The organism is Treponema sp. UBA753, assembly GCF_002297325.1.
Taxonomy (GTDB): Bacteria; Spirochaetota; Spirochaetia; order Treponematales; family Treponemataceae; genus Treponema_D.
Genome location: NZ_DBKJ01000125.1, coordinates 1 through 22,274, shown reverse-complemented (window position 1 = coordinate 22,274; position 22,274 = coordinate 1). Strand labels below are relative to the sequence as shown.

The following is a 22,274-nucleotide window of genomic DNA, read 5'->3' as shown; positions in this document are numbered from 1 at the left end:
GGCAGAGAATTTTTTTGTCAAGTGAAAGATGTTGTGGCAGATTCTTAGAGATTTCCTTGATGTTTGTCCTCGGCATTGTATTTCAGTTTGTAATCAAAAATTATTGTAAATTTTTTTTCGCAGGAATATAATCTTGCACTATGCAAATGCCTTCGCAAAAAACATCCGCCGACTTCTTTGGAAGCGACAGTGTTCTAAAAATATTGCTCAAAATTGCGCTTCCTGTTATGGCTGCCCAGCTTATTCAGTCGCTTTATAATATTGTAGATAGTTTTTTTGTCGGGCGATATTCTGTGGACGGACTTACGGCACTTTCTGTGATTTTTCCTGTGCAATGTCTGATTGTCGCGATTGCCGTGGGAACTGGAACCGGAGTTAACATTTTGATGACTCGCCAGTATGCGCAGGGAAAAACTAAAGATGCGGATTGTGCCGGTGGAACTGGAATTTTTCTTGCTCTTTTTTCTTGGATTTTTCTTTCTATTCTTGCGGAGCTGTTTATGTATAGCTTTGTTTCCGTTTCTGCAAAGTCGAAGGAAGCAATGTACTATGCGCTTTTGTACGGAAAAATTGTTACGCTCGGAAGCGCAGGAATTTTCTTGGAAAGCATTTTTACAAAGATTCATCAGGCGCAGGGAAACATGAAGCTTCCAATGATTGCCCAGATTGCAGGAGCTGTAACGAATACTGTCCTTGACCCGATTTTGATTTTTGGCTTTGGAATTGTTCCTGAACTTGAAATTGCCGGAGCTGCGATTGCGACCGTTGCAGGTCAAATTGTCGCCGCCGTAATCACCGGAGTTTCAGGCTTTAGAAAGATTCCGCCTTTAAAAAATATTAAAACATTTTCACTGCCGATTTACAAATTTGGACTGCCTTCCATATTCATGCAGTTCATGTACGTTGTCTACATAATGATTTTGAACATGATATTAGCAGGCTTTTCTGATTCTGCCGTTACCGTTCTTGGGCTTTATTACAAGTTGCAGACTTTCTTTTTTATTCCGCTTTTTGCATTTCAGACTTGCATTGTTCCTGTGCTTAGCTACAACTACGCGCGCAAAAGTTTTAACCGCTGCCGGAAAATTGTTTTTGATTCTATTCTCATTGCGTTTGTTCTTATGCTTGCCGGTGTTTTGTGCTTTGAACTTATTCCAGAAATTCTCATTCGAGTCTTTTCTGACAGCGCGGAAGTTTTGCAAGACGGAATTCCTGCGTTCAGAATTATCGGCGCAAGTTTTTTCCCATGCGTTTTTTCTCTGATGACTCCGGTTGTCTTTCAGGCTGTGGGCGACATGAAGCGAAGCCTTTTGCTTTCTGTAATCCGCCAGATTTTTTGCCTGATTCCAATATTCTGGATTCTCTCGTTCTTCGGACTTGTGTACACTTGGATTGCATTTCCTTCCGCAGAAATTATTACGGGAACAGCTGGAATGCTCATGTACCGCAACGAAATCAAAAGATGGAAGAAGCTTGAAACCAATGATAAATAGAAGATTTTAGGCTGCATTGATGATGAGGTTTTCTTTATATTCCAGTAAACCTATACGGGGTTTCTTGGTATACGTAGTAGTTCAGCCAGTTAGAATAGAACAAATGCGCTGTGCTTCTCCATTTTGAAATAATCGGCTTGGAAGGATCATTGTCTGTAAAATAATTTTCCGGCATTGAAGGATTGATTCCTTTTTTTAAATCGCGCTTGTATTCTTCTGCCAAAGTTTCAGGGTCGTATTCCAAGTGTCCTGTCATAAAAATGCTTCGGTTGTCTTTGGACTTTGCAAGTGTTACTCCTGTTACTTCTGAATATGCGAGCAGCGAAAGTTTTTCATTTGACGCAATATCTTCTGTGAGAATTTTTGTGTAGCGCGAAGTTGGAACTGGAAAATAATCATCAAAGCCGCGCATTAAAGGTTCTTTTGAATCCAGAAGCTTTGAATAAAAAATTCCTGAAAACTTTTTTTCAACAATGTGCTTGTTTATTCCGTGCAGATAATAAAGTCCTGCCATTGCGCCCCAGCAAATGTAAAGTGTGCAGAAAACATTTTTTTTCGCGTAGTCCATTATTTTGCAAAGTTCGTCCCAGTAGTCAACTTGCTCAAATGGAATCTGCTCAACTGGCGCGCCTGTTATAATCATTCCGTCAAATTTCCTGCTGAAAATTTCTTCCGACGACATATAGAATTTTTCCAGATGATTTTTGTCTGTGTTTTTTGAAATGTGTCCTTTCATCTGCACAAGCGAAATGTCAATTTGAAGAGGAGTATTTGAAAGAAGCCTAAGAAGCTGAGTTTCTGTAACTTCCTTTGTGGGCATTAAATTTACAATCGCAATTTTAAGTGGACGTATATCTTGGGAAACTGCGCGCTCTTCTGTCATCACGAAAATATTTTCATTTTCAAGAGTGCTTCTAGCTGGAAGGTCGGAATCAATTCTTATAGGCATGGACGCATTATAGCAAGTTTTCATGTAATTTGCTATAATCTTCAAATTATGGAAATCAAAGTTGACAGAAAAGCTGCGGTAAAAAAACTTAAGGCTTTGGTTTTGTCTCCAAAAAACGAAGTTGAGGCTTTTAGAAGCAAGCTGGAAAAAAAATTCAAAGCGGATTTTATTCCGAATCATGTTGAGCGCACTGAAAAAAAAATCGGCGGCGTAAAATGCGATATTCTTGTGCCTGAGCTTTTTGCATCGAATAGAATTGTAATTTATGTTCATGGCGGTTCGTTTGTTGGCGGCTCGCGGGACAGCTGGAGAAGTTTTTGCTCAATCTTTGCAAATGCTGTTTCTGCAAAAGTTGTTGTGCCAGAATTCAGACTTGCTCCTTCTTATCCTTTTCCTTCTTCAATTGAAGATGTTGAAAAAGTTTTCAGCGGAATTTTAGAAGATGGCGAATCTAAAGAAATTATTCTTGCCGCAGACGGAAGTGGCGCGAGCATTGCGTTGGGACTTATGCTTAGGACTGAAGAAAAAAAACGCGGCTTGGTTTCAAAAGTAATTTTGATTTCTCCTTGGCTTGATCTTTCAACTGAAAATCTTTCGAATAAAAAAATCCGTGATGAAGTTTTAGGAAACGAAGATCTGCGTCATGCGGCCGATCTTTACACTTATTCTTCCAATTTAAAAAATATTCAGGTTTCGCCTTTGTTTGCTTCTGAAAATGATTTTTCAACTTTCCCTGAAGTTTATATTCAGTGCGGCGAAAAAGAAATTCTTGTTGACAGTGCAGAAACTTTGGCGCAGAAAATTATTTATTCAGGCGGAAAATGCACTTTGGATGTCTGGCCGGAAATGATGTTCATGTTTCAGATGGCGGACGAATTTTTACTTGAGTCGCACGCGGCTGTTGAAAAAATCGGGCAGTACATAAACAAAAGAAGCGGACTTTCAGAAAGCGAAATAAAAGAGCGGGAACGTCTTATGCGTGAAAATAATATCGCGGTGGAATAAAATATGGAACTTCTTTCTCCTGCTGGAAATGTTGAAAAACTTAAGTACGGATATATTTACGGTGCTGATGCTGTTTACATCGGATTGAAAAATTTTTCTTTGCGTGTGAAGGCGGACAATTTTTATGAAGATGAATATAAAAAAGTCTGCGAATTGAAAAAACAGTTTCCCCAAAAAAAACTTCACTGCGCATTGAACATTGCGTTTCACAATGATGAAATTGACAGGCTGATTCAGAATATTCCGTATTTTAAAAATTATCCAATTGATGCTTTTATTGTTCAGGATTTGGGAATTGTTCCGATTCTTAAAAAAGAATTCCCAGAAGCGGCATTACATCTTTCAACACAGGCAAGCTGTATGAACCGCGAAGCTGTAAAAGTTTATAAGTCGTTGGGATTCACTAGGGTTGTGATGGGACGCGAGGCTTCTTTAAAAGAAATTGCGGAAATAAAAAATGCAGTTCCGGAAATGGAAATTGAATGTTTTGTTCATGGTGCGATGTGCATTGCGTATGCTGGCCGTTGCTTGATGAGCGCGTATTTAAATGGTCGGAGCGCGCAAGAAGGATTTTGCAGCCATACTTGTCGCTGGGATTATGATGTTCTTGCGAGTCTTGGAGAAAATGCCAAGCAAATTGCAGAAAGTGGAAACCTTGTTTTGCGTGAGCATAAGCGTCCTGATGAATTTTTTCCAGTTTACGAAGGAGAAAATTTTACAGCCGTGTTATCGTCAAAAGATTTGTGCATGATAGATCATCTTGCGGATTTAAAAAATGCCGGTGTGGACTCGCTTAAAATTGAAGGGCGAATGAAAAGTGTCTATTACGTTGCCTTGATTACGCGGGCTTACAGAAAGGCAATTGATGCGCTTGAAGGAAAAATTTCACAGACAGAAGCAGAGCCTTTTATTGAAGAGCTTTATAAAGTCAGCCATCGTCCGTTCGCCACAGGATTTTATTATAATAAATCTGATGCGGATGTTGCTGTAAGCGGTGCAAGCGACAGTCCGTTTGAGCTTTCTGCGGAATTTGGAAATGAGCTTTCTTTGCAAGATGAAAATGCTATTCTTGAAAAATCTGCGCTGAATAAAAAAATTCGAAATGAAAAATACAATTCACTTTGTCCAGAAGCAAAAGCCGCTGCCGACAAAAGATTTGCAGAACATCCTGATTTGAATCTTCCTTTTGCTGAAAAAATTGCCGGCTTTAAAATGTATAATTTTGAAAGTCTTAACATGATTACAAAATCTACAGAACTTGAAATAGTTTCTCCTGATACTGTTGCGCAGAAGATTTTGTGGGGAAAAGATTTTGTGCTTGTGAATCCGGAAAACGGAGAATTGTACAATTGGGTTTGCAACGGACATCCTTGCGTTTTCTACACAAAGCTAAAAATTCAGCAGGGAAGTTTGCTTCGCTCAAAAGACCCTGATTATATTGAAGGAAAATTCAGAGACAGTGGCAGATAAACTTTTCTGCTTTTGACCATAGTTTTGATATGTGATATAGTCAATCGAAGAGGATTGCCTATGTCAGAAAAAATTAATGAAGTTACAGAAACTGATCCTGAAATTTTAATCAGCCAGTTTTCTAAAAAATTTTCTGAAAACTATACTCCAGAAGAATGGAAAAGAATCCAAAGCGCATGGAATTATCTAATCTCCAAAACTTCCGATCTTAAGCGAAAATGCGGAAAGCCTTATTATCTTCATCCACTTAGAGTGGCGACAATTCTTGCTGAAAAAAATCTTGGCGCGGACACAATTATCGCAGGTTTCTTCCATAATATTCTTGATGTGGACCATGATTGCCTTCCTGAAATTGAAGAGAAATATGGAAAAGACATTTCTGTGATTTGCAATGGAACTGCGAAAATAACTGGATTAAAAATAAATTCAACTTCTTTGCATCAGGCTGACAGCATACGAAAAATGCTTTTTGCTATGGTTGATGACATCCGCGTTATTCTTGTAAAACTTGCAGACCGCCTTGACCGTATGCGCAATTTGAAATTTGTTTCCGCACAAGCTCAGCGTGCAGTCGCAAAAGAAGTTATTGATATTTGGTGTCCTCTTGCAAGCCGTCTTGGTATGTCCGATGTAAAAAGCGAAATGGAAGACTTGAGTTTGAAGTATTCGAACCCGGAAGTTTTTCAGCAGATAAAATCAATTGTGGCGCAAAAAAAAGCAGAAAGAGCCGAGTACTTGAACAACGCTGTAAAAAAAATTTATACAGCTACAGAAAAAGCTGGAATAACTGTAAATATAACAAGCCGTGCAAAGCATTTTTATTCGATTTACCAGAAGATGAGAAAACGCAACAAGGAACCTGGTGAGCTTTACGATTTGCTTGCTCTTAGAATAATTTGCAACACGGAATCTGAATGCTACACTTTGATTGGAATTGTTCATGGTCTTTGGAAACCTATGGAAGGCAGATTCAAGGATTATATTGCAATGCCAAAAGCAAACGGTTATCAGTCTTTGCATACAACTGTGATTTGCGAAGGAAAACCGCTTGAAATTCAAATCCGCACACAAGAGATGCACAGCATTGCCGAGCATGGTGTTGCTTCCCATTGGCTTTACAAAAAGGGAACTAACCACGATATGGTAAAGGCAGAAGATCTGAGCATCATAAATCAGTTGCGCGCTCTTAGAAATGAAGATTTGAGTGATGAAAAATTTTTTGCGGAACTAAAAAGTGATCTTCTTGGCGATTCAATTTATGTCTTTACTCCAAAGGGAGATGTGAAGGAGCTTCCGGCTGGTGCAAATGCGATTGATTTTGCTTATGCGATTCATTCTGGAATAGGCGAAAAAGTTGTTGGTGCAAAAGCTGATGGAAAAATAATTCCTCTTACTCAGCCTTTAAAGAATACACAGATTATTGAAATCCTTACAAATCCTCAGGCGCATCCAACTCAAAGCCAGCTTCAGGCCGTAAAGACTTCAAAGGCGCGGCAAAAAATTCATTCTTGGCTTGTTGAAAATGATCCGACGTTTATTGACAAGGAAGCTCAAGAAAAACGCGAGGCGGAAATTGCGGCGAACACTTTATATTCAAAAAAAATCGCTGAAGAAAATTCCGCAGAAAGAAAACGAAAGGCAGCTTTAAAAAAACAGCAGTCGCAAAATTTCACAGGAAGAATCCGCATTGAAAATGACACTAATTTTTTAGTTACGATTGCGCAATGCTGTAAACCTGTTCCTGGAGATCCAATTGTCGGTTATGTTTCGCATAGCAGAGGAATAACTGTTCATCGCGCGGACTGTTTGACTTTTCTTAGAATTCCTTCAATTCAAGAACGATCTGTTGCTGTTGAATGGGATACTTCTACAGACAAGAAACAAGAAAAAAAAGACAAGCTTCTTGAGCAAAACAGGGAAAAGTCGCGGCAAAAGCAAATTGAAAAAAATCAGTATAAAAAGCAGCGTTAAAAACTGTGTTGCATAAATGCTGTTTTTTTTCTAATATTGCGTTATGAAATTGCTCGAAGATAGAATAAAAAAAGATGGCATTGTTTTGCCAGGAAATATTTTAAAAGTAAATAGCTTCTTGAATCATCAGATTGATGTTGGCTTGCTTGATAAATTGGCGGAGGATTTTAAAAAATCTTTTGACGGTGTAGACATAACGAAAGTTGTTACAATTGAAGCAAGCGGAATTGCTGTTGCCTGTTCTGTTGCCAGAGCATTTGGAAATATTCCTGTTCTTTTTGCCAAAAAGCACACGAGCGCGGCTTTGTCAGACGATGTGTACTATTCCACAGTTTGGTCGCACACAAATTCTTGCAATTATAATATTGTTATTTCAAGGGAATATCTTTCTTCTGATGATAAAATCCTTTTGGTAGATGATTTTCTTGCGAATGGAAATGCACTAAACGGTCTGATTGAAATTGCTGAAAACGCTGGCGCAAAAGTGCAGGGAATTTGTGTTGCAATTGAAAAAGCATTTCAGTCTGGCGGAGATGCGCTTCGTGAAAGAGGCATTCATGTTGAAAGCGGCGCAATAATTGAAAAAATGTCGTATAATGGCGATATAATTTTTAGAAGCTAAACTAAAAAACTTTTTGCATTTTTTCATTTTATAGATTCCAGAATCAGTTCGACTGTTTTTGGAATTTTTTGTTTTTCTATGCCCGAATAATTTACAACAAATGTTTTATCTATTGGAAAATTTTTGCTATCTTCTGAAAAAATTGAAAACTCTTTAAACTCATAAAAAAAATCTTTTAGTGTCGATATTTTTATTCCATTTTTTTTAAGACGCATTTCTAAAGTCTTTCCGCTGAACTTGGAATTTATTGAAATCAAAAAATGAAGCCCAGAGTTCTCTTCGTGGATTTTTACAAAATTTTTTAGTTCTGAATTTTCAATTTTAAAAATCAGTTCATTGCGAAGGTTTCTGTAATAATTTTTCATTCTGATAATGTGCTTGGAATAATGCTCTTCTTTTATAAAATCCGCAAGTGCATATTGTTCAAATGAATTTACGGTGCATGAACAGAAGTTGAATTTTGAATTGAATTTTTCAGAAAGTTTTTTTGGAAGAACCATGTAGCTTATTCTAAACGAAGGAGAAAGTGTTTTTGAAAATGAATTTATGTAGATTACATTTTCATTTTTTGACGCACATAAAAGAGGAAGAATTGGTTTTCCTGTAAATCGAAATTCGCTGTCATAGTCATCTTCAATTATGTAGCGGTCATTTTTTTCTTGTGCCCAAAACAACAGTTCCATCCGTCTTTTTACCGGCATTACAATTCCTGTTGGAAAATGATGGCTTGGAGTTGCATGAACTGCAGAGGCATTTGTTTTTTTTAAAGCTTCTATATTAAGCCCGTTCTTGTCGATTGGAATATGTTCTATGTTTGCTCCATTCATTTCAAAAATCTGCGCAATTTTTTTGTATCCTGGATTTTCAACAGCATATATTTTTTCATTCCCTAAAAGGTGAACAACAAAACTGTAAAGCATTTCTGTTCCTGCTCCTACTACAATTTGTTCTGGAACTGCTTCAATGTTTTTAAAGCTTTTTAAATGCTTGCAGATCGCTTCTCTTAATTCAAGCGTTCCTTGCAACGGTTGACTTTTTAAAAGATTTTCATGCGGACTATTTAAAACTTTACGCATTATTTTTGACCAAATTGAAAATGGAAATTTTTCCCAGCCAATAGAATTTGATTTTAAATCAATGAAAATTTTTTCTTTGCTTTTTGAATTTGTTTTTTTTATACGTTTTTCTTTTTTGTAATACTGTTTTGAAGAAGTTGAGGAAAGTGCTTTTATTTCCTTTGTAAGCTCTGTAACAAAAAAACCTTTTTTTTCAATTGAAAAAATATAGCCTTGGCTTATTAATTCCGAATAGGCATTTTGAACTGTAATTACACTTACTCCCAAATGTGAGGCAAGTGTTCGTTTTGACGGGAGTTTTTCATTTGAAGATAAAGTTCCATCTATGATTTTTGATTTTATGCTTTCGATTAAAAAATCACAGAAAGTCATCGTTCCTTTTTTTGAAAAATCACAAGTAAACATCTTTTTCTCTGGTTATATAAAAATTGTATCAATATGATTATATTAATAATGTCAGTTTTTGTATATTGTAAAATTCAAATTTTATAAACTGAGGTGTTTTATGGACAAACGTCTGCTTACAATTCAAGATATTTCGTGCGTTGGACAGTGCTCTCTTACGGTTGCGCTTCCTGTTATTTCAGCTTGCGGAATTGAAACTGCCGTACTTCCCAGTTCAGTTCTTTCGAATCATACTGCATTTAAATCCTGGACATTCAATGATTTGACCGGCGATATGGAAAATATTTTAAATCAGTGGAAAAAAGAAAATATTACTTTCAGCGCGTTTTATACAGGATATGTTTCAGAAGCCCAAATCCCTATTATAAAAAAAATCATAAAGGAAACTTCCCGCAATGATGCGCTTGTCGTTGTTGATCCTGTTATGGCTGATAATGGAAAAATGTACGCTGGCTTTGCTCCCGACTTTCCCAAAAAAATGTCTGAACTTTGCAATGGTGCTGATGTTGTTCTTCCGAATATTACAGAAGCTTCGTTTCTTCTAGGAATCGAATATAAAAGTGAAAATTACAGCAAAGACTATATTGAAAATATTTGTGGCGGACTTATAAAACTTGGCGCAAAAAAAATTGTGCTTACTGGTGTAAGTTTTGAAAAGGAAAAACTTGGAGTTGCGGTTTGTAATGGAAATTCAGTTGAATATTATTTTACAGAAAGGCTTCCTGTTCAGATGCATGGAACTGGCGATGTCTTTGCTTCAGCTTTTACAGGCGCGCTTTGCAATGGAAAAGATTTGCTTGGTTCTGCAAAAATTGCTGCAAATTATGTTGTTGAGTCTATAAAGGCGACTCTTGATGACAAGGATCATTGGTACGGCGTAAAATTTGAAAAGGCGATTCCATATTTAGTTAAACAGATTTTTTCTGTATAATTAAAAAATGTTTCCTCCTTTTGATGAAGAGCTGGCATTTAAATATTGCAAAGAAATAATTTCGCTTTTGGAAGAAAAGAAACTTTCTCTTGTTTATACGACGGAAAAAATAAGCGCAGAACGTTTTGCGAATGGGATTATGATTGGAGTTCTTGTTGCAAAAAATTCTGCGCAGGAAAATAAAATTCTTTTTACTGTTTCTGGAATTTCAAGGAAAATAGAAGGAAAATTCTGCGATGCGATTTTTATTGAACCGATTGTTTCTAACAAAAAAATTATGTCAGCTCTTCAAAAAAATGATAAAGAAATTCATCTGCTTACAGACGAATTAAAGATTTGCAAAAAAGATGATTTAAAAAAAATCCAGTTGCGCCGTTCTGTGCTTACATCTGAGTCTTTGGAAAAAGTTTATGAGCTTTACAGTTTTTATTGCTTTGATGGAAAAAATCGTTCGCTAAAGCAAATTTGCAAAAACCGTCTTCCGCCTACAGGAACTGGAGATTGCTGTGCTCCAAAACTTTTGAATTTTGCATTTAAAAATAATTTAACTCCGCTTAGTATGTGCGAAGTTTTTTATGGAAAATCAACTGAAAACAAAATTTCAGGCTGCAAATATTCTCCTTGCGATGAACGATGTGGCTTAGTTCTTCCTGAAATTCTTGGCTTGAAAATTTTATACCGTGATAAAGACATAATTGTTGTGAACAAGCAAAGCGGGCTTTTAAGTGTTCCCGGGCGCGGACCTGAAAAGCAAGATTGCATTGTAAACCGTGTAAGGAAACTTTTTCCTGAATGTATTGAGCAGCCTTCTGTGCATAGACTAGATATGGAAACTTCTGGGCTTATGATTCTTGCTTTTACAAAAGATGCTCATAGAAATTTATGCCGGCAATTTGAAGAAGGGCTTGTCCAAAAAAAATATGTTGCCCTGCTTGATGGAATTCTTGCAAAAAAAGGAATTTCGCAAAGTGGAAGTATGGAACTTTATTTTAGACTTGATATTGAAAATCGTCCGCATCAAATTTGGGATTCTGTATATGGAAAAAAAGCTATTACTGAATGGAAAATTCTTGATGTGGAAAAATATTTAAGTCCTTTGGGAAATAAAAAAAATGTTACCCGCGTTTTGTTTATTCCATATACTGGGAGAACTCATCAGCTTCGTCTTGCAAGTGCCGACTTTCACGGTTTTGGACTTCCGATAATTGGAGATACCTTGTATGGGCATTGCGAGCCAAATGAGCGTCTTATGCTTCATTCTTGCTATATAAAATTCACTCATCCTTCTACTGGAAAAGTCATGGAATTTAACTGTGAAAGTGATTTTTAATTTGCTGAAAAAAAATGCACTGCTGTTTTTGTAGCAGTGCAAGATTTGTTTATACATTGAATTTAAAGAAAAGAACATCGCCATCTTGAACAACGTAATCTTTTCCTTCTTGACGATATTTTCCAGCTTCTTTTATTTTTGCTTCTGAACCATATTGCCTCAAGTCATCAACAGTGTAAGCTTCAGCTTTTATAAATCCCTTTTCAAAATCTGTGTGAATTACGCCGGCTGCTTGTGGGGCTTTGTCTCCTTCGTGAATTGTCCAGGCGCGGCATTCATCAGAACCGCCTGTAAAAAATGTTCTAAGTCCCATAAGATGATAAACATGCTTTGCAAGAACTGAAAGTACAGATTCTTTTAATCCTGCACTTTCCATGAATTCCTTGCGGTCGTTTTCGTCATCGATTTCTGCAAGATCAGCTTCAAATTTTCCGCAGATAACAATTGCTTCTGATTTTTGTTCCTTTGCAATTTTCTGGACGGTTTCAACATATTTGTTTGTTCCTGCTGGAATTGTATCTTCGTCTATATTGCAGATAAAAACTTGCGGCTTTATTGTGAGCAAGTGAAGATCGTAAACTGCATTTTTTTCTTCATCAGTCAAATCTGCCATGCGGGCACATTTTCCATCTGTAAGAAGAGGCTTGATTTTTTCGACTGCGCTGAAATATGGAGCAAGACGTTTTTCCTCGTCTTTTCCTAGCGCACGGATTTGCTTTGTAATTTTTTCTGCGCGCTTTGCAATTGTGTCCAGATCAGCCTGAGCAAGTTCAAAGTCAATTGTAAGGATGTCGCTTTCAGGGTCTACAGGAGCTTCTGTTCTTGCGTCATCGCGGACGTGCTGAATGTCTGGGTTGTCAAAGCAGCGGACAACATGGGCAATGACTGCTGTTTCACGGATGTTTGCAAGAAATTTATTTCCAAGACCTTCGCCGCTTGAAGCTCCTTTTATCAGGCCTGCAATATCAACAAAATCAACTGTCGCAGGAATTTTTTTCTTTGGCTGAAAAACGCTCGCCATGAAGTCCAGTCTTTCATCTGGTAAATCAACAATTCCAATGTTTGGATCAATTGTGCAGAATGGATAGTTCGCAGCTTCTGCAGGAGCTTTTGTTAGCGCGCTGAAAATTGTAGACTTTCCTACATTTGGAAGTCCGACTATGCCGCAAGTAAGTTTCATATTTTTTCCCTTAATAAAAATTTAAAAAGTCGCTCAAAGTGAATTTTTAGAATGCAACCATTTTAATGCTTTTGCTTCAATTCTTCAATAAACAAAATTTCCGCATGAAAAAAACTACTTTATAAGTTTGTTTAGGACTTTATCTTTCTGCCGCCAGTTTTTATCAACTTTTACGCGCAGGTCGATGTCAACTTTATATGGAAAAATTTTTCTGCATTCTTTAATTGATTCAACTCTGATGGTTTTTATCATTGACGCGCCTTTTCCAATTACGATTCCTTTTTGACTTTCGCGCTCGACATAAATGTAGGCAAGAACTTTTAAAAGTTTCGGAGTTTGCATTTTAAGGTCGCTGATTTCAACATAGATTGCGTGCGGAAGTTCCTGTTCAAGCCTGTTGATTGCCTGCCCGCGGATAATTTCTGCGATTCTAAAATCAACTTCTTGATCCGTGTAAAATTCTTCTGGATAAAGATGCGGCTCTTCTTTTGCAAGATTGAAAAGAGATTTTAAAACTTCATTTATATTTTTGTCTTCTTTTGCGCTAATTTCAATAATCCGCTCACTTGGAAAATCTGGAAAATTCTTTTGAATGAAGCTTCTGGAATTTAGCGGATTAGATTTTGAGTCTTCTGTTTTATTGATTGCGATTACAACTTTGTCTTTGTGCGGAATTAAAAGTGAAGCAATCATTTCTTCTTCCTCGTTGTGTGGGCGAGTTGAATCCATGATGTAAAGAATTGCATCGCTTTCCTTTATGTTTTCTTGCGCAATGTTTGAAAGTTTTAGGTTCAGTTTTTTTTCGCTTAGATGAAGACCTGGCGTGTCAATAAAAACTAGTTGTCCAAGAGATGTGTTTATTATTCCGCGGATTGCGTTTCTTGTTGTCTGCGGAACCGGAGAAACTATGCTGACTTTTTCTCCGCTTGCTGTATTTAAAAATGTTGACTTTCCTGCTGAAGGCCGGCCTACGATGGAAACAAGCGCGGTTTTTGGTCCAGCTTTTTGAATTTCTGTATCAGTTTCTTTTTCTTCAATCATGTGCTTAGTATACAATTAAAAAAAAATAATTGATATACTTTAAAAAAAATAGCTGCCCTAAAAAAATAGGACAGCCGGAATTTTTACTTTTCAAGAAGCAGTTTCGTTCTGCTTAATGCTTCTTTTATGTCTGCGCAAATATTTTCTTTTCCGAGTTTTTCAATCATTCCCATTTTGCTGAAAAGAATGTAGGGCTGCGTGTGGATTCCTGATATTACAATTGTGATTCCGTTTTTATCACAAGCTGCCTTTGCCTGTTCAAGCGCGCGGATTCCGCCGGCATCAATGTAAATCATGTTTCGCATTCTGAGCACAAGAACTTTTGCATTCGCTCCTGCGCGTTCAATTGCAAATTCAAATTTTCTTACAGTTCCAAAAAAAAGCGGACCGTCAATTTCATAGACAACTGCGCCTTCTGGAACTTCAATGTTTTCTTCCAAAAATGAATTTCCTGAAATTCCGCCTGCAATAGAATCGCGTTTGTTCTGAACTTCTGAAACATCTATCATTTTTTTAATAAAGAAGAACGCTGCGAATCCAAGACCAAATTCAATTGCAACTGTTAAGTCGATAAAAACCGTGATAAGGAAAGTCGCCGCCAAAACAAAGATGTCGGATTTTTGACCTTTTAGCAAAGCCTTGACCGCCGGGAATCCTGCCATGTTCCAGGAAACATTTATCAGCACTGCGGAAAGCGCCGCCATTGGAATGTAGACCGCATATTTTCCAAGAATCAGCATTATAAGAAGAAGCGTGATTGCATGGATTATTCCTGCCACAGGAGTTTTTCCGCCGTTCTTTATATTTGTGGCAGTGCGCGCTATTGCTCCGGTTGCAGGAATTCCGCCGAAAATTGGGGATGCTATGTTTGCAATTCCTTGCGCAATAAGTTCTGTGTCTGAGTCGTGTTTTGTGCCTGTCATTCCGTCTGCGACAACTGCGCTCAAAAGACTTTCGATTGCCGCCAGAACTGCAATGGAAATTGAAGTTGGGAAAAGAGCTGTGATTGTTTCCACGCTGAACTGCGGAAGTGAAGGGGAAGGCAATGTTGAAGGTATCCTTCCGTACCGAGAGCCGATTGTGTCTGTTTCAAGTCCTGCGTATTTTTTTAGAAGAATGCTTGCTGCTGTTGCGAGTATAATTACAATCAAGCTGCCTGGAATTTTTCCTGTGATTTTTTTGTAGAAGCGAGGCCATGTAAAAATTACTGCAAGACAAACCGAAGCCATAATCAGCGAGTAGTAATTTATGTGGGTTATGTTCATTGCATAAGTTTCAATTTTGCCAACGAAGTTTCCTGGCATTTTTGAAAATCCTTCCGGAAAAACTGAAATTGAAAGTCCAAGAAAATCTCCGATTTGTCCTGTTGCGATTGTTACTGCGATTCCTGCTGTGAATCCTGTTACGATTGTGTATGGAATAAATTTTACAAGCCCGCCCATTTTAAATGCGCCTAGCATTATCAAAAGAATTCCCGCCATTACAGTTGCAGTTGCGAGTCCTGAATATCCGTACTTTGCGACAACACCGTAAACAATTACAGCAAATGCTCCTGTTGGTCCTCCAATCTGCACACGACTTCCGCCTAAAAGCGAAATAAAAAATCCTGCTACGATTGCTGTAAAAAGTCCGCGCTCCGGCTCTACTCCTGAAGCGATTGCAAAAGCTATTGCCAATGGAAGCGCAACAATGCCAACGATAATTCCAGCTGTAAGATCATTTAAAAATGTTTTTGCTGAATACTTTTTTAATGTGTTAAGAATTTCTGGTTTGAACATAGTGGGAACATAATGATATTTTAAATGAAAAAAATCAATGGAATGAAAAAAGTTCTAAAGAGGACTTTTAATTTTAAATTAAAACTGGCAAACAACTGCTTTAGCATTCATCAGCCATTTTCCGTAAATTTTCGTCAATAAATTTCCGCAAGTTTTCTATTATATTCTCTTTGATTTGCCTGTTGTCATCTGAAATTTGCTTGTCAAAACTTGAAGCGATTGGAAGAAAAAGCGTGTGAATGTCAACCTGCAATGAATCTGTAATCTGCGAGAGCGTTTTTTCGCTGGTCCAGGTTTTGCAAAGCTCGATGTTTTTTATTGTCTCATCGGAAATTCCAGCTTTTTCCGCAAGCTCAAATTGCGTAAGCTTCTGCTGCTTTCTGATTCTTTTTAGGTTTTCCGCCAGCCTTTTTTGAATGTCTGAAGATTTCATAGCATTATTTTGAACAAAGACATAAAAATCCAAATATCTTAATAAGCCATTTTTAAATAAAATATGGTTGAATATTTGGAATTTAAGTGTTATATTAAGACCGCTTATAGCTAAAAATGGGTGAATATTTGGAAAACTGAAGAATGGAAATCATGAAAATATGAAAAAAAGGATTTTATTTGCGGGCTTTTTTATTTTAGTTTCGAATCTTTTCTGCGAGAATTTTCCGCTTTGGTATGAGAACAAAGGCTTGCAGTTTTCTGATTTTGAATATATATCAGCGGTTGGAACTGGCTATAGCGAAGCTGCGGCAAAGGATTCTGCGCTTTCTGAACTGGCTTTGTATTTTGAAGCAAAGATTTCTGTTCAGCGTTCTGCGAAATTGCACGGAAGCGAAAGCTTATCCGGAAATTCTTTTGGAAACACTGAAAAGCAGCGTTCAGTTTATTCAGAAACAAATGTTGCATCTGAAACAAAGCTTCCTGCGGTTTCTTTTACGAATTCCTTTTTCAATTCCGCGCGGAACGAATATTCGGTTTGCGCCTACATTAAAAAAAGCGATGCGATAAACGAATTCCAAGGAATTTTATCTGCTGGAATTTTAAGCGTGAATGAGAAAATCCAAAAATCTGAAAACTCAAAAAATCCTTATCTTGCTTTTTCTGTTGCAAATTCTGCTATTATTTCGCTTGAAAAATTGCGGGATACGGTGCAGAGCCTTTCTGTTCTTGACGCGAAAAGCGGAAGTGAAAGCTTAAAGTCAATCGGGATTCTTTCAGAGCGGGCGGGCGGCATTATGTCGCGTGAAAAGCCGAAGTTGACTTTCAGCGTGGAAATTAAAAATGATGCCGAAAAAAACGTGTCTTATACGGTTCAGCAGCTTTTGGAGTCTAAAGGCTTTGTCTGCGGAATAAAAAATCCGAATTTTCTGATTTCAGGAAACGTTCATTATTCAGAGTCAAAAAATGCAGTCGGCGTTTTTGTGCGTCCTGCAATCTCGCTTCAGGTTTTTTCTCTGGATGGAAGCAACGAGATTTTAGGCTCTTATTCAAGGCAATATCCAAAATACGGCCACCGTGATTTGAGCAATGCGTACGCTAAGGCGCGCGTTGAAATAGAAAAAGATTTAAAGGAAAACCTGATTGATTCATTGTTTTAAAAACCGAATCTCAGTTTTTTCAGGAGGAAGACAAATGAAGAAAATTATTTTGATTGCCGGGGCTGCTTTGATTTGCTCCTGCGTGATTGGCTGCGCTTCGGCTCCGTCAAAGCCAGAAACAGCTGCGCAAGTCAGTGGAACGGAGCTTCTTGATTGGCAAGGCTCTGAATTTGGAAAAGGAGTTCCAGACTGGGTTGAATGTGTCTCTTCCCAGAACTACGGAAAGCTCAGCGCTTTGCCAGAGGCAAAAGATAAGGCTTTAATTGCGGTTGAAGGCTATGGGGATGACAGGGACTTGCTTAGAATTTGGGTTGAAACAGACCGTGCGTCTGGAGAGATGACAAACAGAATTGAACAGACAGTTACACGTGAAGCCGGAACTGCTGCCAGCGGAAACAAAGACTCGAGCGACGCCAAAATAAAAATGGCAAAAGCTGTTACAGGCGCATTCTCGCAGTCAAAAATCAACGGATTCCAAAGGCTTTCAACATTCTGGACCCAAGTAAAAAGAAAAGAGGACGGCGTTGTGGAATACCGATATTACGCATTGTTCGGAATTGACAACAGCGTTCTTGATGAGCAGCTTGCGATTGTCATGGGAAAAGTCGAGGCAAAAACTGCTGAAGAGAAAAGCTCGCTTGATGAAATAAACCGCGCTGTTCAGCTGTCTGCGCATAAGGCAGGCGTTATTACTTCGGAGGTTCGCTAAGATGAAAATGAGAAAAATAATTTTTGCGTTCATGTTTTCTTTGATTGGTGTTGCCGTTTCTTTTTCGCAGTCAAAAGGCGTTACGATTGATAACGCGCTGAATCAGGCGGCAGAGAAATTTTCTTCTTCGCTAAAAAACAAAACAACTGTTGCAATTCTTGGAATTTCATCGTCTTACAGCGAGCTTTCTGAATATATGCTTGGCGAGCTGACTACAGATGTTGTTCAGCTTAGAAAGCTTCAGGTTGTTACTCGAGCAAATCTTGATGTCATAAAAAAAGAGATGAACTTTCAGCTTTCAGGCGAGGTTAGCGATGAAACAATGCAGCAGCTCGGAGCAAAAACAGGCGCGCAGACTGTAATATCGGGAACTTTTAAACCTCTTGGAACTTTTTATGTTCTTGATATTCAGGCGTTCGATGTTACAACTGCCACGATTCAGGATACATATAGAGCCAATGTTGTAAGCGATGAAACGCTGGAGCTTCTAACCAAGAAAAAAGTTGTCGGTGCTAGCGGAAAAATTCAGGCTAACGACTACACAACAGGAGAAAGGTTTGGAATCGGATTTCAGAATATCTTGCTAGGACTAGGTTCATATAGGAATGGGCACTGGGGTGATGGAATTTTGATGACAGTGGCAGATGCGGTTGGAATTTTGTGTGCCGTTGCAGATCCTGAAACGGGATTTAAGGTTGGAACTTACATTATTGGCGCGTCTATAGCTTACGGATTTGTTCGTCCTTTTTTCTATCACAAGAACAGCAGCGTAAACATAAGCATGAACATCGGCGCGATTCCGACTGCGCATGGAGTTGAGCCGGGAGTTTCATACAGGCTTTCGTGGTAACGTCTGGAGTTTTTGCTTTCAATAAAACAGCTTTGCATAATTTTGCACGGCTGTTTTTATGTGTTATTTTTTCAAAACTTTTACTATACAAAAATCTGTTGCAAAGTTCGCCCGTTATGATTATTTTTATTGCATGAATCTTTCTGACTTTGAGTGGGTTGGGCAGAACCTCCGCGCGGAAAAACTTTTGGGAAGCGACAGTGCGCCTGCAAGCATTTTTCTTCTTCAGGACAAATACGGAATCGAGCTTTTGGTCAAGGACGGATTTCTGTTCCGGCGTTACAACGGAAACGGTAGCAGGAACGGATTCGGTTTTCCTCTTGCGGTTTCTGAAAATTCCTCTCTGAAGAATGCGCTTTCTTTTCTTGTTGAAAAATGTTCCGCGGAAAAAACGCCTCTCAGATTCTGCCTCTGCACGCGCGACCAGAAAAACGAGATTGATTCCTGCCTTGCCGAAAATTTTCCGGGAATTAAAATCAGCTGGAATTCTGACCGCAACGACAGCGACTACATTTACCTTGCGAAAAATCTTGCGGAGCTTCCGGGGCAGAAATTCCACAAGAAAAAAAATCACATCGCGCGCTTCATGCGGCTTTACGAGAACCGCTGGGAATTCAGGACTTTCCCCCAGAATGACATTGCGGATGACATCATTTATATAGAAGAAAAGTGGCTGGATGAGAAAAATTCTTCCGGCGGAAATCCTGACCATGCGCTTTTGCTTGAAAAAAAGAGCATCACCTCGGCGGTTGAATTCCATTCTGCGCTGAACATCCGGGGCGGAGTTCTTTACGTTGACAAGAAGCCTGCTGCGATGACGCTTGCAAGTCCGGTTTCGTCTCAGGTTCTGGACATTCATTTTGAGAAGGCGCTTTCAGATTATGCGGCGGACGGAGCGTATTCCGTGGTGAACAATCTTTTTGCGAAGGAATCTGAAAATTTTACTTACCTTAACCGCGAGGAGGACATGGGTGTTGAAGGACTGCGCAAGGCGAAACTTTCGTACAAGCCCGACATCATTCTGGACAAATTCTACGGAGAGGTGGAGAAATAATCATGCTTTCAAAAATCTTGAAAAAATCCGACTGCGCGTCATGCCGGTTCTGCTGCTCATTCCGCCGCCAGAGCCTTTGGGAAACTCCGCTTTTTGACCGGGAGACAAAGGAACGGCTTGAGAAAAAATTTCCGCTTGCACGTTTCCGCCCTGTAGGGAAAGATTCGTTCACCGTTGACCTTTCAGCCGGCTACAAAACCGATGAGCCTGACGAGGAGGCCGCCTGTCCGTTTTTGGATTCTGAAAAAGGCTGCGTTCTCTCTGCCGAGGAAAAGCCGTTCGACTGCAAAATCTGGCCGCTGCGTGCTGTGAGAAAATCCGCTGGTGGAAAAATTTTTGTCGCGCTGACTAAGACCTGCCCTGCGGTGAACCGGCTTCCGTTCTCTGAAGTTCAGGAGCTTGTGAAATCCGGGCTTGGTGGGAAAATCCTTTCTTACGCTTCTTCCCATCCCGACATCGTGAAGGACTGGCGCGAAAAATTTGCTGAGGTTGAATAGATGAAATATATTTTTGAATACGCCTCTCCGCTTGGAAAAATTTTTATCGAAAGCGACGGAAAATTCCTGACCGGTCTTTGGTTTGAATATTCGTTCGACGAGAAAAAGCACGCAGAAAATTCAGCTGGTGAGGTAAAGAAACTTTCTGCGGATTCCCCGGATTTGCCTTCCGTGATTTTTGAAACCTGCCGCTGGCTTGACGTTTATTTTTCGGGGCGGAATCCTGACTTCACTCCGGAATTCAGAATCGAAAATCTTACGCCTTTCAGAAAACTGGTTGTTGATGAGATGCTGAAAATTCCGTTCGGTGCAACGGCGACTTACGGTGGGATTGCAAAAAATATTGCCGCGAAAAAAGGGCTTGAGAAAATGAGCGCGCAGGCTGTGGGCGGAGCTGTCGGCTGGAATCCGATCTGCATTGTGGTTCCGTGCCACCGGGTTCTCGGCTCAAACGGAAGTCTCACTGGCTATGGCGGCGGAATCAAAAACAAAATCGCGCTTCTTAAACTTGAGGGAATCAACACGGAAAAGCTTGCGCTTCCAAAAAGCCGGAAGTTTATGTGATGAAAAAAGAGAATTTTCAGGCTGTGCTTACGTGACATATAATGCAAAATAGACGCTACAGTTTGTCTGTAGTTGCTGCATAGTTAAACTGTATAACAAGCACAGACAAGCTGTACTGTCGCCCCAGAAAAACTGTACAGCTTATACAGACAAAATTGCATCGTTATACAAGAGTTTCTGCAAATTTCCCAACTTTTTTCTTTATTTATCGTGATATTTGATTTCCTATGCTGTATAATTTGAACATACTAAAAAATATTTCATTTTAGGAGAAAGCGATGAAAATCAATTTTAACTTCTTTACCCCCCCCATTGGATTTTAGCTTGCATTCTAACTCTTAGCCTTGCATTCACATTCACTTCCTGTTCCAACGGCTCAAGTTCAGATTCTGATGATGAAAAACCAACCTACACCGTAACTTTCAACCCAAACGGTGGAAGTGGCACAATGAATTCGCAGATTTTTGTTTATGGTGAGCCGCAAAAACTTTCACCAAACAAATTCACAATGGACGGAAAGGACTTTCTGGGCTGGGCAAAAACTTCCGGCGGAAACATAGCCTACGATGACAGTTCCGAATACACAATCGGCGCGGCGGACGTTACGCTCTATGCCGTGTGGGGAAAATTTGTGAATGCCGATACCGACAAAGCCGCAGCAGCAATCGCAACACTGGAAAGCGGAACATCTTCGGAAAATACGAATATTTATACAATAAAAATTACAAGCGGAGAGATAACCAACAAAAAACTGTATGATATAGGAACTGCAATAAATAAAAATCGCAATTATATGAGATATATTCTTGACCTTACTGCTGGCGCGAATACAAACGAACTTACAGAAATAGTTGATTATACTTTTCAGAGTTGCAATCTGTATGGAATAACTCTTCCGAATTCTATAAAATCGATTGGCAATAATGCTTTTGAAAATAACAAATTTGAATGTATTGTAATCCCAAATTCTGTTGAAACTATAAAAACGTCAGCTTTTAAAGATTGTATAAATCTTACAGAAATAACGCTTCCTGCAAACCTGACTTTCATCGACGCTTCCGCATTTGCAGGCACTGCTCTAAAAACCGTAAACTACAAAGGCACGCAGACGCAGTGGGAGGCACTCAAGGCGAATATCAGCACAACCGGCAACGACAAACTCATCGGCGCAAAGATAATCTGCACCGACGGCGTCATAAACGGAGAGTAAGCTTGTCATTGCCGGACTCGCCACTATGTCATTATCGGGTTAAGCCCGATAATGACATTAAATCATAAAACTCGAAGTTTGGGCTAATTACATTATTCTAAAAATCTAAAGTACATAAAGTTTATATTTTTCAAAAAAAAATCCTTGACAGTTGATATTTAGTTTATTATATTTTTTATTAGTTACATTATGTATCTTAAAAATACAGGAGAATATATGTACTTGGAAAAAATCAATTCACCATCTGATTTGAAAAAACTTTCTTTGGAAGAGATGACGGCTCTTGCGGGCGAAATGCGCGAGGCTTTGTTCAACCGTCTTACGAAAATCGGCGGACATTTCGGACCGAACTTTGGAATGGTTGAGGCGACAATCGCGCTTCACTACGTTTTTAACTCGCCTGTGGACAAGTTTGTTTTTGACGTTTCTCATCAGAGCTACGCGCATAAGCTTTTGACTGGGCGAAAGGCCGGCTATCTGGACGACGCGCATTTTGTGGAAGACTCGGGCTACACAAATCCAGAGGAAAGCGGGCACGATTTTTTCA

General features: G+C 39.0%; 21 protein-coding genes. 15 read left to right on the top strand and 6 right to left on the bottom strand.

Annotated features, from left to right (window positions below):
• The first annotated feature begins 146 nt into the window (after positions 1–146).
• Complete coding sequence (locus tag B4C08_RS10020) at positions 147–1,493, top strand: MATE family efflux transporter (protein WP_296665010.1); 1,347 nt, start codon at positions 147–149, stop codon at positions 1,491–1,493.
• Positions 1,494–1,527: 34 nt separating this feature from the next.
• Here the strand turns inward: B4C08_RS10020 and metA are convergent, their stop codons facing one another.
• Complete coding sequence (gene metA / locus B4C08_RS10015) at positions 1,528–2,442, bottom strand: homoserine O-acetyltransferase MetA (protein ID WP_296665008.1); 915 nt, start codon at positions 2,440–2,442, stop codon at positions 1,528–1,530.
• A gap of 48 nt (positions 2,443–2,490) precedes the next feature.
• Between metA and B4C08_RS10010 the strand changes: the two genes are divergently transcribed.
• The 4 genes from B4C08_RS10010 to B4C08_RS09995 are packed head-to-tail and all read left to right on the top strand — an operon-like array spanning position 2,491 to position 7,510.
• A complete protein-coding gene (locus B4C08_RS10010; RefSeq protein WP_296665005.1) occupies positions 2,491–3,447 on the top strand; it encodes an alpha/beta hydrolase fold domain-containing protein in 957 nt (318 codons plus the stop codon).
• A 3-nt stretch (positions 3,448–3,450) separates the two neighbouring features.
• Positions 3,451–4,917, top strand: coding sequence for a peptidase U32 family protein (locus B4C08_RS10005; RefSeq protein ID WP_296665003.1), 1,467 nt, complete (start codon positions 3,451–3,453; stop codon positions 4,915–4,917).
• A gap of 60 nt (positions 4,918–4,977) precedes the next feature.
• Positions 4,978–6,888, top strand: a complete 1,911-nt coding sequence (locus B4C08_RS10000) for a RelA/SpoT family protein (protein WP_296665001.1) — start codon at positions 4,978–4,980, stop codon at positions 6,886–6,888.
• Between the two features lie 43 nt (positions 6,889–6,931).
• The gene (locus B4C08_RS09995) at positions 6,932–7,510 is read left to right on the top strand and encodes a xanthine phosphoribosyltransferase (RefSeq protein WP_295795346.1); all 579 of its coding nucleotides are present in this window, start codon (positions 6,932–6,934) and stop codon (positions 7,508–7,510) included.
• Between the two features lie 23 nt (positions 7,511–7,533).
• On the opposite strand, the gene B4C08_RS09990 is transcribed toward B4C08_RS09995, so the two are convergent.
• Positions 7,534–8,991 carry a PLP-dependent aminotransferase family protein gene (locus B4C08_RS09990; RefSeq protein ID WP_296664999.1) on the bottom strand — a complete coding sequence of 486 codons (1,458 nt, stop codon included), beginning with the start codon at positions 8,989–8,991 and terminating at the stop codon, positions 7,534–7,536.
• Between the two features lie 100 nt (positions 8,992–9,091).
• Here B4C08_RS09990 and B4C08_RS09985 point away from each other — a divergent pair, with 100 nt between their 5' ends.
• Positions 9,092–9,922 (top strand): pyridoxamine kinase, encoded by an 831-nt coding sequence (locus B4C08_RS09985; protein ID WP_296664997.1) that lies wholly within the window; start codon positions 9,092–9,094, stop codon positions 9,920–9,922.
• Between the two features lie 7 nt (positions 9,923–9,929).
• Complete coding sequence (locus tag B4C08_RS09980; protein WP_296664994.1) at positions 9,930–11,252, top strand: RluA family pseudouridine synthase; 1,323 nt, start codon at positions 9,930–9,932, stop codon at positions 11,250–11,252.
• Positions 11,253–11,301: 49 nt separating this feature from the next.
• Here the strand turns inward: B4C08_RS09980 and ychF are convergent, their stop codons facing one another.
• From ychF to B4C08_RS09960, 4 genes are all read right to left on the bottom strand, one after another.
• The gene (gene ychF / locus B4C08_RS09975) at positions 11,302–12,432 is read right to left on the bottom strand and encodes a redox-regulated ATPase YchF (protein WP_296664992.1); all 1,131 of its coding nucleotides are present in this window, start codon (positions 12,430–12,432) and stop codon (positions 11,302–11,304) included.
• 114 nt (positions 12,433–12,546) lie between these two features.
• The gene (gene era, locus B4C08_RS09970; RefSeq protein WP_295795358.1) at positions 12,547–13,473 is read right to left on the bottom strand and encodes a GTPase Era; all 927 of its coding nucleotides are present in this window, start codon (positions 13,471–13,473) and stop codon (positions 12,547–12,549) included.
• A gap of 83 nt (positions 13,474–13,556) precedes the next feature.
• Positions 13,557–15,251 (bottom strand): SulP family inorganic anion transporter, encoded by a 1,695-nt coding sequence (locus B4C08_RS09965; protein WP_296664990.1) that lies wholly within the window; start codon positions 15,249–15,251, stop codon positions 13,557–13,559.
• A gap of 100 nt (positions 15,252–15,351) precedes the next feature.
• The gene (locus tag B4C08_RS09960) at positions 15,352–15,684 is read right to left on the bottom strand and encodes a helix-turn-helix domain-containing protein (RefSeq protein WP_295795362.1); all 333 of its coding nucleotides are present in this window, start codon (positions 15,682–15,684) and stop codon (positions 15,352–15,354) included.
• Positions 15,685–15,844: 160 nt separating this feature from the next.
• On the opposite strand from B4C08_RS09960, the gene B4C08_RS09955 reads away from it, so the two are divergent.
• From B4C08_RS09955 to B4C08_RS09920, 8 genes are all read left to right on the top strand, one after another.
• Positions 15,845–16,843, top strand: a complete 999-nt coding sequence (locus B4C08_RS09955) for a hypothetical protein (protein ID WP_296664988.1) — start codon at positions 15,845–15,847, stop codon at positions 16,841–16,843.
• A gap of 34 nt (positions 16,844–16,877) precedes the next feature.
• The gene (locus B4C08_RS09950; protein WP_296664986.1) at positions 16,878–17,552 is read left to right on the top strand and encodes a hypothetical protein; all 675 of its coding nucleotides are present in this window, start codon (positions 16,878–16,880) and stop codon (positions 17,550–17,552) included.
• 1 nt (position 17,553) lies between these two features.
• Positions 17,554–18,402, top strand: coding sequence for a CsgG/HfaB family protein (locus B4C08_RS09945; protein ID WP_296664984.1), 849 nt, complete (start codon positions 17,554–17,556; stop codon positions 18,400–18,402).
• Positions 18,403–18,535: 133 nt separating this feature from the next.
• Positions 18,536–19,456 carry a DUF2156 domain-containing protein gene (locus B4C08_RS09940; RefSeq protein WP_296664982.1) on the top strand — a complete coding sequence of 307 codons (921 nt, stop codon included), beginning with the start codon at positions 18,536–18,538 and terminating at the stop codon, positions 19,454–19,456.
• Positions 19,457–19,458: 2 nt separating this feature from the next.
• Positions 19,459–19,953 carry a hypothetical protein gene (locus B4C08_RS09935; RefSeq protein WP_296664979.1) on the top strand — a complete coding sequence of 165 codons (495 nt, stop codon included), beginning with the start codon at positions 19,459–19,461 and terminating at the stop codon, positions 19,951–19,953.
• On the top strand, positions 19,954–20,517 hold the full coding sequence (locus B4C08_RS09930; RefSeq protein ID WP_296664977.1) for a methylated-DNA--[protein]-cysteine S-methyltransferase: 564 nt from the start codon (positions 19,954–19,956) through the stop codon (positions 20,515–20,517).
• A 316-nt stretch (positions 20,518–20,833) separates the two neighbouring features.
• Positions 20,834–21,727 carry a leucine-rich repeat protein gene (locus tag B4C08_RS09925; RefSeq protein ID WP_349675601.1) on the top strand — a complete coding sequence of 298 codons (894 nt, stop codon included), beginning with the start codon at positions 20,834–20,836 and terminating at the stop codon, positions 21,725–21,727.
• A gap of 189 nt (positions 21,728–21,916) precedes the next feature.
• Positions 21,917–22,274: 1-deoxy-D-xylulose-5-phosphate synthase N-terminal domain-containing protein (locus B4C08_RS09920; RefSeq protein WP_296664975.1), on the top strand; the 358-nt coding region annotated here is incomplete at its 3' end.

Coding starts and splice junctions, on each gene's coding strand:
- B4C08_RS09935 (WP_296664979.1), top strand. CDS start 19,459: ATGCTTTCAAAAATCTTGAAAAAATCCGACTGCGCGTCATGCCGGTTC.
- B4C08_RS10010 (WP_296665005.1), top strand. CDS start 2,491: ATGGAAATCAAAGTTGACAGAAAAGCTGCGGTAAAAAAACTTAAGGCT.
- B4C08_RS09990 (WP_296664999.1), bottom strand. CDS start 8,991: ATGTTTACTTGTGATTTTTCAAAAAAAGGAACGATGACTTTCTGTGAT.
- era (WP_295795358.1), bottom strand. CDS start 13,473: ATGATTGAAGAAAAAGAAACTGATACAGAAATTCAAAAAGCTGGACCA.
- B4C08_RS09960 (WP_295795362.1), bottom strand. CDS start 15,684: ATGAAATCTTCAGACATTCAAAAAAGGCTGGCGGAAAACCTAAAAAGA.
- B4C08_RS09945 (WP_296664984.1), top strand. CDS start 17,554: ATGAAAATGAGAAAAATAATTTTTGCGTTCATGTTTTCTTTGATTGGT.
- B4C08_RS09930 (WP_296664977.1), top strand. CDS start 19,954: ATGAAATATATTTTTGAATACGCCTCTCCGCTTGGAAAAATTTTTATC.
- B4C08_RS10020 (WP_296665010.1), top strand. CDS start 147: ATGCCTTCGCAAAAAACATCCGCCGACTTCTTTGGAAGCGACAGTGTT.
- B4C08_RS09940 (WP_296664982.1), top strand. CDS start 18,536: ATGAATCTTTCTGACTTTGAGTGGGTTGGGCAGAACCTCCGCGCGGAA.
- B4C08_RS09995 (WP_295795346.1), top strand. CDS start 6,932: ATGAAATTGCTCGAAGATAGAATAAAAAAAGATGGCATTGTTTTGCCA.
- B4C08_RS09955 (WP_296664988.1), top strand. CDS start 15,845: ATGAAAAAAAGGATTTTATTTGCGGGCTTTTTTATTTTAGTTTCGAAT.
- B4C08_RS09965 (WP_296664990.1), bottom strand. CDS start 15,251: ATGTTCAAACCAGAAATTCTTAACACATTAAAAAAGTATTCAGCAAAA.
- B4C08_RS10005 (WP_296665003.1), top strand. CDS start 3,451: ATGGAACTTCTTTCTCCTGCTGGAAATGTTGAAAAACTTAAGTACGGA.
- ychF (WP_296664992.1), bottom strand. CDS start 12,432: ATGAAACTTACTTGCGGCATAGTCGGACTTCCAAATGTAGGAAAGTCT.
- B4C08_RS10000 (WP_296665001.1), top strand. CDS start 4,978: ATGTCAGAAAAAATTAATGAAGTTACAGAAACTGATCCTGAAATTTTA.
- B4C08_RS09980 (WP_296664994.1), top strand. CDS start 9,930: ATGTTTCCTCCTTTTGATGAAGAGCTGGCATTTAAATATTGCAAAGAA.
- B4C08_RS09985 (WP_296664997.1), top strand. CDS start 9,092: ATGGACAAACGTCTGCTTACAATTCAAGATATTTCGTGCGTTGGACAG.
- metA (WP_296665008.1), bottom strand. CDS start 2,442: ATGCCTATAAGAATTGATTCCGACCTTCCAGCTAGAAGCACTCTTGAA.
- B4C08_RS09950 (WP_296664986.1), top strand. CDS start 16,878: ATGAAGAAAATTATTTTGATTGCCGGGGCTGCTTTGATTTGCTCCTGC.